Here is an 11,983-nt window from a genome sequence, read left to right on the forward strand (position 1 = left end):
CGTTACATGGAAGTTACTGAAGAACTTAATGAAAACAGGATGTTAAGTCTTCAGCAACAATTAAAGGGAACATAGCCCAAAGTATTCAGATGTTGAGTTAAACCCTGAAGCTTATTTGTCGGGTTTGGTTGAGCGCTCTAAGGCAACCTCCGAATTACCAAACGGATATTTACCAAGTACAACGTACTACTGCATTTCGAACTCTGAAATCTTAGGTGCTATTCGAGTCCGTACAGGGACGAATGCGAACGTAGAGAATGTAATAGGGCACATTGGTTACGAGACTAGACCATCAGCTCGTGGCAAAGGCATTGCTTCGTTTCTTCTAGCTTGGGTACGTGATCATGTGGTAACTGACTCGGTTATTGTTACCTGTTCAATTGATAACCCAGCATCTCAAAAGGTTATAGAAAACTGCGGTGGCGTATATTTGGGTAACTATACAGACGATAATGAGGGTACAGTAAGGCGCTATCGTTTAGCACGCACATAACAAAGCATTCAAGAGTGATTCGCAACGCTTGGCAGTTTCGCTTCGCTCAAGTATAGCCAAGCGCCGCTCACACCTTAATGCGGCGTTAGTTTTATCCGTCAGTTTATCGTAGGAAAAATAGTGGTTATACAAGAACAAGCGTTAAGCAAATTAGCGAATGCCATGAGGATTTATGGCGAAGCACATATGAATTTCAATCGTTTAAAGTTGGTTGATGCCGAAGAGGCTATTGATAACTTAGATAGGGCTATGGAAGCAAAGCTTGAAGCTTTCCATAGCTTGTATGATGTAACAAAGGATCTTTTTGATTACTTTGACCATGCAGATACAGCAGTTCTGATTTTATTGAGAAATGCGGTTCATCACCGTAACCATTTGTTATTTAAAACTTGGAATCAAGAAATGGGCTTAAATGATGGGCACAAGAAGTATCTAGGTGGAGAGTTTTTGCTCGCAAGCCACGACATATTGACTAGTGGTCATAAAATGAAGCACTTATATAAGCTAGAGGACTTCTACCTCCGAGTTGATGCTTCATTAGGCTCACCATTTCTTGAAGATCGTATGAGTGATAAAAATCGCCAGAAATTGTTAAACCAGCTTGAAAATGATCTGAGCTTTGGCGAACTTAAAAAGTATGCCCAAGGTGAAAGATATCCGCTAAAGCAGGTTTATGTAAATATAATCCCAATTTATATATCAGCAGCTGTTAAAGTCTTTAAAGCTCTCAATGATCAAGGTGTAAAGTTTGTCGGCTTTGATGCAAACGCATACAAAGAAGCATTCACAAATGAATTAGCTGTAGATTTAGGGACATTTGAGTATTCAACAATACGGATCTTGTAAAATAAAACTAACAAACTGTTCAAGAGGGATTCGCAACGCGTGGCATTTTTACTATGCGTTGGTTTAAGTGATTAAGGTGGTATGCGGCGGCTTTGGTATTGCGTTGCTCACCCCTTAACAGGGCGTTAGTTGCCAACGAGGAAAATGCAGCTTAAACAGAATGTTTAGAGTTAAAGTCAGTGTGTTTTGGTGGGGTTTCGTACTTCAATTTTGAATCGTTCGAGTTTGTGAAAATCGTTCTCAGGTTTCTTTTGTGGTTGGATTTTCTGTTTCAGAAACCGATTTACTTGTTGAAAGTCAGCTTTGTAATATTGTCTTCTCAAAAGATCTTTTTGGTGTTGTTAGTCCGCTTTCTGCGGCGCTATCTGTTCCAAGTGGTTTCAGTGACAGGCGCTTTGGATCTGCGCCTGATTTTAGTTTTTCAACGTACGTAAAGTTAGTGTTGGCAAAGCGGCAATCAACTTCAAATCAAAGCTTTAAGTTTGGCAACTAACAAAGCATTCAAGAGGGATTCACAACGCTTGGCAGTTTTGGTTTGAATTAGCTTTAGTGTTTACGGCACAATGGTTTAAGTTAGGTGGTTAGCGTTGTTCACCCCTTAATGCGGCGTTATGTGCAGGAGTTCAAATGAACAAATATGGTGATGTTGCTGTAGCAGCTACTCACATCGCTCAAACTGGAGTCTGTCCAGTTGAAGCTTGGAATACAGCTGCAGAAAAAGAGTTCAAGGACAATGCTACTTCCATCAAAAAAGAGTGTCCAAAAAACGCTTTTCTAGGTTTAGCCGAAAGTGGCTTTGTCGTTGGCGTGCCCAAAGGAAGCTATACAAAATCAGTTTTAAATAAACAATATGCTTTAGAGGCAGTTAGGCTGCTAAACGAAAATCCAAGCATGCAAAATAACATCAAAAAACTCTGGGTTCAGTCATGTGGCTCCGAGTCTAAAGTGCATAATAGCCAAATGGATGTTGTTGTGTCGTTGTTGTCTCTAGGGTTGCTGGAGTAAGCACATAACAAACTGTTCAAGAGGGATTCGCAACGCGTGGCATTTTCACTATGCGTTGGTTTTAGTGATTAAGGTGGTATGCGGCAACTTTGGTATTGCGTTGCTCACCCCTTAACAGGGCGTTATATTTTATTCAGACTAGGAGAACCACGTGAAGGGAAACATAAGTCTTAAAGAGTTTATTGATGATGTTAAAAAGGAGCTAATGGAAGCTTCTGAGAGTGACTCTCCCTTCTTTACCATGGATGAGGTGGAATTAGAGGTAAGCTTCGGGCTTAATGCTAAAGGTAAGGCTGGAGGTAAATTTGTTGTATTTGAACTAGGGGCAGAGACCAATGCCTCACAAATGCATAAAGTAAAATTGAAGTTGACTCCCTACAAGAACCAGGAAGTAAATGAGGCCGCTAAGAAATCAAATCTACGAGTTACTAACCCTCAGAAACCTAAAGCATTACTTCAGCAACGTGAAAAGCGTAATGACACCGTAAAAGATAAACAAAAAAGAAATGTCGTAACCTGTAATGGTGGTGCAGTAAAATCACAAAAGCCGATAAAACCAAGGTTTCAGAGATAAATATAACAAACTGTTCAAGAGGGATTCGCAACGCGTGGCATTTTTACTATGCGTTGATTTTAGTGATTAAGGTGGTATGCGGTGGCTTTTGTATTGCATTGCTCACCCCTTAACAGGGCGTTATGTTGCCCCGATAAATTTGACAATCCAGAGTTCAAAAATGATAAGAAAATACAATTCAATCGACTTAGATTCAGTTCTTGAAATCTGGCTTGAAGCTTCCGTTAAAGCTCACGATTTCGTCTCTGCTGACTTCTGGGTATCTCAAGCTGAGAACATGCGTAATATTTATATTCCAGCTTCAGAGGTTTTTGTTTACGAAATCGAGTCAAAAATAGTTGGCTTTTACGCGATGTATGAAAATAACTTGGCTGCTATATTCGTGCTTCCTGCGTTTCAGGGTAAAGGTATCGGTAAGCAATTGTTAAATCATGCTAAAGCTCAAAGAGCGGTATTAAGTCTCTCGGTATACAAAGAAAATCAGGCTAGTTATCAGTTCTATTTGTCTCAAGGGTTTACAGTAGTCGGTGAACAATTGGACGAGCATACTGGGCATCCAGAGTACACAATGAGTTTGGGCACATAACAAAGCGTTCAAGAGGGATTCCCAACGCTTGGCATTTTCAGTTTAATTCAGCTTTAGTGTTTACGGCACAATGGTTTAGGTTAGGTGGTGGCGTTGTTCACCCCTTAACGCGGCGTTAGCACTATCTCGATATATGGAGTCATCTTGAAAAATAAATTAGAACTACTTGGATATAGATTTGAGATAACAGGTCTAGTATTTGCTGTTTTAGCCGTCGTTTGGCAAGCAAATTTTTCTGGGTGGTGGGACACTGAAAGAGTTGAATGGCAATATTCAATTCAGGAAGAGGCAAACTTAGCAGTATTGGGAACGCTTAAAGATATCGCTCTTTTGCAAGCTATAGATGATAAAGAAGAACTGAAAAAAAGAGCTAGCCGTATATCTCAAGAAGCTAACGATGCAATTTGGGAAATTATCACAGAAAGACTGCAAAGAGATAAACGACTCAAAGAGCAAGCAAACCTTTTCTCAGTAATCGCTTTTATTCTAGTTGCTTTGTCTGCAGTCTTTATTGTAGTCGGAAAAGTACTTGTATATAAAAGTGTAAAATTAAGTCATGGTAAAGAATCACTAAAACCATGAAGAAGCTGAACCCATAGTGCTAACAAACAATTTAAGAGTGATTCAGCACGCTTGGCATTTTGGGTTTGGATTGAGTTCAGTGATTACGGTGGTCAAATTGGGGATCGTGGTCGCGTGCTTCACACCTTAATTGGGCGTTATGTGTCAGAAGGAATTTTGAGTGAAAGTTGAGAAAGCAAATGATGAAATGTGGATGTTTCATCAACTACTTCTAGAAGACGTACGTGCAGCAAGAGACTTTGGATTAAGCGTTAAATCTCGTTTTGCTCTGCGAACCCTTTATCGAACAAGCGCGGCATACATTGAAGGACTTACCTATCAACTTAGGTTAGTTTGTCTAGCTGCCCTAGAAGATGTCCCGGATATTTTTGATGCTAACGAAATTATGTTGCTGAGGGAAAAATCCGTAGGCCTAGACTACAAAGGAAGAATCAAAGAGCGTGATTCTTTTCAATCACTTAAGTCTAATATTCTCTTTCTTTTCAGGTGTTTTGGGAAGTTACACAAATTAGACTTTGAACCTAATACCAGTGACCATCGATGGGCAAGTCTAGGTGAGTTTATCGAAATCAGGAACTCGTTGATGCACCCTAAATCGATTGAAGATTTCGAAATGACCGAGATCAAAAATAAAGTAAGCCTTGAGGCTGTAGAATGGTTTCACGAAAACTTGAAGCGCCTCTATAGAGAATGTGAAACAGCGGATATCGCTAGCACATAACAATCTGTTTAAGAGTGATTCGCAACGCGTGGCATTTTTACTATGCGTTACGATTGGTGTTTAAGGTGGTATGCGGGAGCTTCGGCATTGCGTTGCTCACACCTTAACAGGGCGTTATGCGCCAATAAGGAAGTCATGAAGTTTATTGGAAAATATGGAGAGCACTTAGTGCTTTCTCAACTTTTAAAGTTAGATATTGAAGCTTATCTAGCTATTAAATCGAACCAAGAAGATTACGACATTACCGTTGTGCTTGAAAGCTCAAGAGTTCTTAGAATTCAAGTGAAAACTACAGATCTGCATAACCAAAATACTAATAACTCAATATCAGGTGTTGAGAAAAGATATGACTTTTTAGTGTTGGTAATAATGGATAAGAATACTGATCATTTATTCATCATGTCTCGTGAAGAGGCTCTTGCTCTAAAAGGAAGTTCAGTGAAGTTTAGCTGTTCTTTTAAGCAGAGTGGGGTGTCGACAATAAAACCTGAGTTAGAAAAATATAGGGACAACTGGTTAACTTTAACTGGCGCATAACAAACTGTTTAAGAGGGATTCGCAACGCGTGGCATTTTCACTATGCGTTGATTTTGGTGTTTAAGGTGGTATGCGGCGGCATCGGTATTGCGTTGCTCACCCCTTAACAGAGCGTTAGCATACTTTGATAGGAGTTTAGATGACCACGATAGTCGAACAAATTGTTAATCGTGAAATTGACTCGGTCATCGTGTACGAATCTGACAAAGTTATAGCTTTTGCAGACCATGACCCAATCAACTTTGGACATATTTTAATTTGTCCTAAGACTCAATATCGTACTTTCATCGACTTGCCCGAGTCTGTGTTTTTAGAGATCACCGACGTCGCAAGAGATTTATATAAGCGTATAGAAGCTAAGTTCAATCCCGATGGTATCGGCTTTATGCAAAACAACGGAGAGGCACCTCATTTCAACGAGCTCGACCATTACCATTTGCATATTTTCCCTCGGTTCCATGGCGACCAGTATGGTTGGGTTAGTAGTGAACTTGGAATTCAACCTATGGATAAACTTAGAGAATCACTTAAAGATCTATGAGCGTTGAAAAAGTAAGCTAACAAATTGTTCAAGAGTGATTCGGCACGCGTGGCATTTTGACTATGCGTTGGTTTTAGCGGTTAAGGTGGTATGCGGAAGCTTCGGTATTGCGTGCCTCACACCTTAACAAGGCGTTATAAGCCCTAGGAGTATTATGGAAATCACAGAGTTACAAGTAATCGATACAGCCATCAAAATTGGGTTAGGCAGTCTCATTACACTAGTTGGTACGTTTTTAGTTACATGGTTAAATCACCGAAATGAACGAAAAAAGGAAAGTCGTAAAAGATTCTATGATTCACTCGAATCGGTGAGCTCAAATATTGAAGAGGTCACGCATGTTTCATTGCGATATTGGGCATTAATAATTGAATGGGTTCGAAATAACGCTCAAGATATGGACTTAACTGAAAAGCGTTATGAAGAGTTAGAACGCACGAAATCGGAACTTTTCGATCAGTTTAAAAACTTAACCGTAGCAGAATCTAAGTTAATGTTATTGGGCTTAACTAATATTTCCTCGCAAGTTCGAGACTATGGCGAATTCCTAAAAGAATTGCGTAGAAAATACTATGACGGCAAGCAGTCTCTAAAAGAGAGTGACATGGACGACGTGAGAGAAGAATTGTTAAACAAGCGAAAGTTAATTTTCGAAGAGCTAGCCAAGTCATATAAAAAGGGCTTATAACAAACTGTTCAAGAGGGATTCGCAACGCGTGGCATTTTTACTATGCGTTGATTTAAGTGATTAAGGTGGCATGCGGTAGCATCGGTATTGCGTTGCTCACCCCTTAACAGTGGGAATGGGCAAAAATCTTCAGTAAACAGCAATGAACAAGAATGAGCGAATACTCGCATAAAAACATGTAGTTATATGTATGTTGTTTGTGCTTTGTTGTTCATGAGGATGTGTGTATGTACAATTATTCTGCTACATATACGCTACACAAAGGACTTGTGCATGCCCATTAAGAAGAAGATAACCAACACCTCAATCAAGGCGCTAACTGTCGAACAGGGACGGCTCAACGACACTGAAATCAGCGGGTTTCATGCTCGCATTTCACCTAAAGGCGCAATCAAGTATTACTTTTACTACCGTTTAAATGGCAAACAACGAAATTACTTCATCGGCTCGGCGGATTCACTCACACCCGCTCAAGCGAGAGATTTAGTCAAAGAGAAAGCGGGATTAGTGGCGAGCGGGGTGGATATCCAAGAATCTCGTCATGAAGCTAAAAAGACAGAGATGCGCAAAAACCTGACGCTTGGCCGTTTTCTCTCTGAGCACTATAAAGACTACCTTATCTCAATGAACCCCAAGCGGGCGGATCAGGCTTATGCTTGCATCGCTCATTCATTTGTTCACCTCCTAGACAAACCGTTAGAGGAGATAAAAGCGTGGGATATTCAGCAGTGGATCACGGAGCGTCGCAAATTAGGGCGTGCCCCAGCAACGATAGAGTATTGTGTGAACCGACTTCGAGCCGCTTTAAATCGTGCGGTAGAGTGGGAATTCATCGATAGCCACAACTTAAGCAGTGTTAAACTCATTAAGCAAGATAACACTCGAATACGGTATCTCTCTAAGGAAGAAGAGAAGCGCTTACTCGATACCCTTGAAGGCCGAAATCAACGCGTTCGAAAGTCCAATAACAAGATAGAGCATCTTCAGTTCGTTGATTTCTTCGAGCCGTTAGTGATCACCGCAATGAATACAGGAATGCGTAAAGGAGAGCTATTAAGTCTTCGATGGGAACACGTTTCACTGCCTAATCGCTACTTAACAATTCGTTCTGAAAATGCCAAGTCGAAGAAGACGCGAACAATACCGCTCAATGACACGGTATTAAAGCTTTTTGAACGCTGGCGAGCACAGAATCCTGATGCTGACTATGTCTTTATATCGAATAACCAGCCCGTTGAGTTCTTTCAATATCCGTGGCAATCATTATTGAAAGAGGCTGCTATCGAGAATTTTAGGTTCCATGACTTGCGGCACCATTTCGCGAGCAAGTTAGTGATGGCGGGCGTTGATTTGAATATCGTGCGTGAGTTGCTTGGGCATGCTGACCTCAAGATGACGCTGCGTTATGCACACTTAGCTCCAGAGCACAAAGCGGCGGCGGTGAATCTTATTGGTTAAATTGCAAGATAAATCGAGATATCACTCGAAGCATTAAAGTTATGGTTTTATATACAGTGGTCTTGGTGCTGTAATTCGTTGTTGAAATTGTTAACTCAACAAGGGATTGAAGTGAGCCAGTTTAAACGCCGCTATGTAAGGCTTGAGGAAGTCTGCGATAAAACCTATTTAACCCAATGGGACATACTAGAAGCAATTGAAGAAGAGAAGTTGTGTTTGTTTGCCGATATTTCTGCTTCGAGTCTTGGTGCAATTCATCCACCCAGCCAATCTGTGGCTGCTATCTTCGACTATAAAGGCATTGTCCAACTAACTGAACGCTCATCCAAGCGGTTTGCGCTTTCATTAGAATCTATACCGGTTAAACACGTCATCATCGTTGAGATGCATGGTATCAACCGTTGGCGTTCGGTTACTGAAGCGTTCGACAATGTATTACAAGCGCACTTTAAATACACACCTAATGCACTCTCCCAACCGAACAAAGCGTTTGTTGCTTATGCTGCGGTTAATGCCTCTCTAACCACAGAGAGCGTGGTTGGAGAGTTCATTACTAAAGCATCCGCCATTTTCTCTAATGACGTAACGCATCAACTTGCTGAACGCTACCCAAGTCAACGCGGTCAACGCCTTTCAACCAATGCGTTAACGGTTAAACCCAGTCAAATACGCGTTGATATGGAGCAGGTCGTTGATGTTTTTGGTAAAGCAGTACTATTGAATCGTGGTTGCCAAGCGGTTGATACGGTTAAGGCAACATTAGACTCAACGGTTATCCAGATTGCTGAACAGTGTATTGAGTCGGTTAATGCGCCTACTGAACTCCGGTTGGATTCGGTTACCCCACTGCCTATAAATGCATTACTTAGTGGCCGGTTCACAATGTGCTGAGGCGGCCTTCTTTGCCTTCGCACGCTTGTATGCTTTTAACCCCATAGAAATAGCCACAGATATAAACATGACAAGAGTTAAAACAAGAGATATCGGACGCTCAACAAAAATCGATAAACTGCCCTGACTGATAATGAGAGACTGCAAGAAATTACTTTCAGCCATCCCACCTAATACCAAAGCAAGTACTGTAGCAGCAGGCGAATAGCCGTAGACTTTCATTCCAAAGCCAATGATCCCCATAATCAACAACATGGATGTTTCAATAATGCTGTTGTTCATTGCATATGCGCCAACGACACATAAAATCACAATGACAGGTACGACTAGGCGATAAGGTACATCTAGAAACTTCACGAAGATAGGAATAGCAACAATACTCAGCGCTACCAATATCATATTACCCATATACATGCTGGCCACTAATCCCCAAACAAGATCTGGATTAGTATCTATCAACATCGGTCCAGGTTGTAATCCCCACATCATTAGAGCACCAAGAAGTACGGCCGTTGCTCCGGAGCCAGGAATCCCTAGTGAAATCAATGGAACCATAGCCCCTGCGGATGCCGCGTTATTAGCGGTTTCAGGAGCGACTAAGCCACGCATTTCGCCTTTACCAAATTTCTCTGGTTCTTTAGCGACTTTCTTTTCAACCGAATAGGCAAGAATAGAACCTATTGTTGCACCAGAGCCAGGAAGGACACCCGCAACAAAACCGATCACAGAACCACGAAGAAATGTCCATTTTGATTCGATATAATCTTTTGCTGTTGGCCAGAAATCTTTTGAACGGAAGCTAAACTCTAGTCTTTCATTTGAACGTTTGTGCTGCCCGGTGTAAATACAATGGAGTAATTCACCAATACCAAATAGACCGATAGCTACTGGTACAAAATAAATACCTCCAATTAACTCTGGAGAACCAAACGTATACCTTTGAGCGCCACTAACTGAATCAACACCAACGACAGAAATTACAAAACCAAACAATGCAGAGATAACGCCATTTAATCGATTTTCGCCCATCATTGTTGTCAGAAGTAGCATACCCAACATAATTATGAGAAAATATTCCGACGGCCCAAACTGGGACGCAAAATCGGCAAGAATAGGTGCGAAGCCACAAATTAATATAACCCCAAGCGTGCCACCCACAAATGACGCAATCGCTTGCATAACAAGTGCTGGGCCAGCACGCCCATTTTGCGCCAGTGGATAACCATCGAGCGTGGATGCCACGGTCGCTGACTCTCCAGGTGTATTAATCAAAATAGAGGTAATCGTTCCTCCATACATAGAGCCATAATAGATCCCCGATAACATGATAATGGCTGTCGTAGGATTTAAGCCAAAGGTCATTGGAATTAGGATGGCAATTCCTGCTGCGGGACCAAATCCAGGAAAGAGTCCAACCACCATACCAACTAAAGCCCCGATAAGTAGGAACAATATATTGGTTGTGGTAAATGCTACCGATAATCCATAAGAAAGGTTACCGAATAATTCGCTAATAAACATAATGATACATCTCCATCGATCAATTGAATGCGCTTAGCAATCCATCAGGCAACCCTGCCTGTAACCAAACATCAAAAAGTAGGTAAACCGATGCAGGAAAAACAATCGAATAAATAATATTCTGTAAAATCTTCCCTTGATTGAAATAACTTAGAAAAACTAGACAGAACAATACCATGGATAAAATTGCACCTAAGCTATTCAAGGTAAAAATAAGCAGACTTAAACAGGCGACCGCAACTATTGCATCTTTTGCATAGTGCGAATCGTGACCTTTGCGTACAATCTCGTTTAATTCTCGATCTGCCTTCAGCTTTTGTACAATCTTGAAGTCTTTAACAACATTGATAGAAGTTGCAATGATTAACATGACACCAATAATCAGCGGAAAATAACCTGGCCCCGGCCTATCACTAATGTCATATAAATCAAGCGTTGCCATTCCATATGCAACGAAGGCAACAGAAAATACTAACGTTGCAACTGAAAATAAAAATCGCATAATCATCCCTATACAAGCGATAACTCTCGTTACCGCTTGCCTATCGCTTTTACTTAATAGCACCAATCTGGGTTAGCACCCGTTTGAAATCCGAGTTGGTATGAGCTAGATTTTTTTCAAAATCATCACCCCAAACGGTGTTTCCAGAAAGACTGTTCGTTGTTAAATAAGATTTCCACTCTTCAGTAGCAACCACTTTCTTTAACGTTTCCACCCACCATTTCTGTACATCGGAGTCCACGCCTTTTGGCATCACAACCCCTCTAGGCAACGCAAATGCAAAATCGTAGCCTTGTTCTTTAAAAGTAGGTACATTGGTATAAACCGTACTACGTTGCTCTTCTGAGTATGCAAGAGGGCGGAAGTTACCAGCTTTAATTTGTCCAGACACCTCAGATGGGTTGGCAACAATAGCATCAACACTATGCGACGTAAGAGAAGTAACCATCCCACCACCATCCTGAGATGGTACATAATCAAATGTAAAGCCAGCCTTTTCAGCGAACAAACTGGCGACAACACGCTCAGGGCCAGCCGCTCCAGTTCCGCCCATAACTACACGATTTTTCTTAGCATATTCGACAAAGTCTTGTGCTGTTTTAAACTCTGAATCAGCTCTTACAACTAAAAACATTGCATCCTGAGCTAATAGACCGATCGGTGTAAAATCTTCGTACGTCCAACCTGTGTTTGAAATCAACGGCGTGCCTAAAAAATTTCCGCTAGTTGATGTAAGGTGGTAGGGGTTCCCTTGTTGCTGCGCAACGTAATTAAAACCAACCGCACCACTACCGCCAGCTAAGTTGTCAACACGAATATTTTTAGGGTAGAAATCATATTTCTTCAGAATATCAACAACCGTCCGTGACATAAGATCGTTACCACCGCCAGGACCAAAGGCGATGGTGTAATTCAGACGTTCTTTTGGATAATCCAGATCCTTAGCAAAGCTTGGTGCCGTTGCCAGAACTGATAGAGTCAATGGCAAAATCGTTAAGCGTTTAAGTAATGACATGTTATATTCCTTATAATGTAGGG

15 protein-coding genes and 1 pseudogene are annotated in these 11,983 nt (G+C 41.3%); 13 read left to right on the forward strand and 3 right to left on the reverse strand.

Going from position 1 to position 11,983, the window contains the following annotated elements; translation table 11 throughout:
- Positions 1 to 76 precede the first annotated feature (76 nt).
- The 13 genes and pseudogenes from R8O11_RS10870 to R8O11_RS10930 form a co-directional block, all read left to right on the forward strand.
- Positions 77 to 493, forward strand: a pseudogene (locus R8O11_RS10870) (GNAT family N-acetyltransferase); the annotation flags it as partial.
- Positions 494 to 613: 120 nt separating this feature from the next.
- Positions 614 to 1,339, forward strand: a complete 726-nt coding sequence (locus tag R8O11_RS10875; RefSeq protein WP_025769000.1) for a hypothetical protein — start codon at positions 614 to 616, stop codon at positions 1,337 to 1,339.
- 253 nt (positions 1,340 to 1,592) lie between these two features.
- Positions 1,593 to 1,832: a hypothetical protein gene (locus R8O11_RS10880; RefSeq protein ID WP_025769052.1), complete on the forward strand. Its 240-nt coding sequence runs from the start codon at positions 1,593 to 1,595 to the stop codon at positions 1,830 to 1,832.
- 134 nt (positions 1,833 to 1,966) lie between these two features.
- Positions 1,967 to 2,344: a DUF6979 family protein gene (locus R8O11_RS10885; protein WP_025769001.1), complete on the forward strand. Its 378-nt coding sequence runs from the start codon at positions 1,967 to 1,969 to the stop codon at positions 2,342 to 2,344.
- 151 nt (positions 2,345 to 2,495) lie between these two features.
- Positions 2,496 to 2,918 carry a trypco2 family protein gene (locus tag R8O11_RS10890; RefSeq protein ID WP_140086025.1) on the forward strand — a complete coding sequence of 141 codons (423 nt, stop codon included), beginning with the start codon at positions 2,496 to 2,498 and terminating at the stop codon, positions 2,916 to 2,918.
- A gap of 160 nt (positions 2,919 to 3,078) precedes the next feature.
- Positions 3,079 to 3,504, forward strand: a complete 426-nt coding sequence (locus R8O11_RS10895; RefSeq protein WP_318194137.1) for an N-acetyltransferase — start codon at positions 3,079 to 3,081, stop codon at positions 3,502 to 3,504.
- A 144-nt stretch (positions 3,505 to 3,648) separates the two neighbouring features.
- Positions 3,649 to 4,086: a hypothetical protein gene (locus tag R8O11_RS10900; protein WP_171343486.1), complete on the forward strand. Its 438-nt coding sequence runs from the start codon at positions 3,649 to 3,651 to the stop codon at positions 4,084 to 4,086.
- 160 nt (positions 4,087 to 4,246) lie between these two features.
- Positions 4,247 to 4,807 (forward strand): hypothetical protein, encoded by a 561-nt coding sequence (locus R8O11_RS10905; RefSeq protein ID WP_318194138.1) that lies wholly within the window; start codon positions 4,247 to 4,249, stop codon positions 4,805 to 4,807.
- Positions 4,808 to 4,942: 135 nt separating this feature from the next.
- Positions 4,943 to 5,344 (forward strand): hypothetical protein, encoded by a 402-nt coding sequence (locus R8O11_RS10910; RefSeq protein ID WP_050903614.1) that lies wholly within the window; start codon positions 4,943 to 4,945, stop codon positions 5,342 to 5,344.
- 139 nt (positions 5,345 to 5,483) lie between these two features.
- Complete coding sequence (locus R8O11_RS10915; RefSeq protein WP_005377049.1) at positions 5,484 to 5,885, forward strand: HIT family protein; 402 nt, start codon at positions 5,484 to 5,486, stop codon at positions 5,883 to 5,885.
- 154 nt (positions 5,886 to 6,039) lie between these two features.
- Positions 6,040 to 6,573, forward strand: a complete 534-nt coding sequence (locus R8O11_RS10920) for a hypothetical protein (protein ID WP_318194139.1) — start codon at positions 6,040 to 6,042, stop codon at positions 6,571 to 6,573.
- Positions 6,574 to 6,846: 273 nt separating this feature from the next.
- Positions 6,847 to 8,031, forward strand: a complete 1,185-nt coding sequence (locus R8O11_RS10925; RefSeq protein ID WP_318194140.1) for a site-specific integrase — start codon at positions 6,847 to 6,849, stop codon at positions 8,029 to 8,031.
- 111 nt (positions 8,032 to 8,142) lie between these two features.
- Complete coding sequence (locus tag R8O11_RS10930; RefSeq protein ID WP_318194141.1) at positions 8,143 to 8,922, forward strand: hypothetical protein; 780 nt, start codon at positions 8,143 to 8,145, stop codon at positions 8,920 to 8,922.
- On the opposite strand, the gene R8O11_RS10935 is transcribed toward R8O11_RS10930, so the two are convergent.
- From R8O11_RS10935 to R8O11_RS10945, 3 genes are read right to left on the reverse strand one after another with little or no spacing between them, the layout of a single operon-like run.
- Complete coding sequence (locus R8O11_RS10935) at positions 8,893 to 10,443, reverse strand: tripartite tricarboxylate transporter permease (RefSeq protein ID WP_033906192.1); 1,551 nt, start codon at positions 10,441 to 10,443, stop codon at positions 8,893 to 8,895. The genes R8O11_RS10930 and R8O11_RS10935 overlap by 30 nt on opposite strands.
- Before the next feature lie 19 nt (positions 10,444 to 10,462).
- A complete protein-coding gene (locus R8O11_RS10940; protein ID WP_033906191.1) occupies positions 10,463 to 10,945 on the reverse strand; it encodes a tripartite tricarboxylate transporter TctB family protein in 483 nt (160 codons plus the stop codon).
- Between the two features lie 49 nt (positions 10,946 to 10,994).
- Entirely contained in the window at positions 10,995 to 11,960 is a 966-nt protein-coding gene (locus R8O11_RS10945; protein ID WP_033906190.1) for a Bug family tripartite tricarboxylate transporter substrate binding protein, read from the reverse strand.
- Between the last annotated feature and the right edge of the window lie 23 nt (positions 11,961 to 11,983).

The sequence above is a fragment of the Vibrio sp. 1288 genome (genome assembly GCF_033344475.1).

What these genes read in the sequence shown, in the direction of transcription:
- R8O11_RS10945 (WP_033906190.1), bottom strand. Translation starts at nt 11,960, where the DNA reads ATGTCATTACTTAAACGCTTAACGATTTTGCCATTGACTCTATCAGTT.
- R8O11_RS10910 (WP_050903614.1), top strand. Translation starts at nt 4,943, where the DNA reads ATGAAGTTTATTGGAAAATATGGAGAGCACTTAGTGCTTTCTCAACTT.
- R8O11_RS10920 (WP_318194139.1), top strand. Translation starts at nt 6,040, where the DNA reads ATGGAAATCACAGAGTTACAAGTAATCGATACAGCCATCAAAATTGGG.
- R8O11_RS10935 (WP_033906192.1), bottom strand. Translation starts at nt 10,443, where the DNA reads ATGTTTATTAGCGAATTATTCGGTAACCTTTCTTATGGATTATCGGTA.
- R8O11_RS10895 (WP_318194137.1), top strand. Translation starts at nt 3,079, where the DNA reads ATGATAAGAAAATACAATTCAATCGACTTAGATTCAGTTCTTGAAATC.
- R8O11_RS10925 (WP_318194140.1), top strand. Translation starts at nt 6,847, where the DNA reads ATGCCCATTAAGAAGAAGATAACCAACACCTCAATCAAGGCGCTAACT.
- R8O11_RS10885 (WP_025769001.1), top strand. Translation starts at nt 1,967, where the DNA reads ATGAACAAATATGGTGATGTTGCTGTAGCAGCTACTCACATCGCTCAA.
- R8O11_RS10940 (WP_033906191.1), bottom strand. Translation starts at nt 10,945, where the DNA reads ATGCGATTTTTATTTTCAGTTGCAACGTTAGTATTTTCTGTTGCCTTC.
- R8O11_RS10915 (WP_005377049.1), top strand. Translation starts at nt 5,484, where the DNA reads ATGACCACGATAGTCGAACAAATTGTTAATCGTGAAATTGACTCGGTC.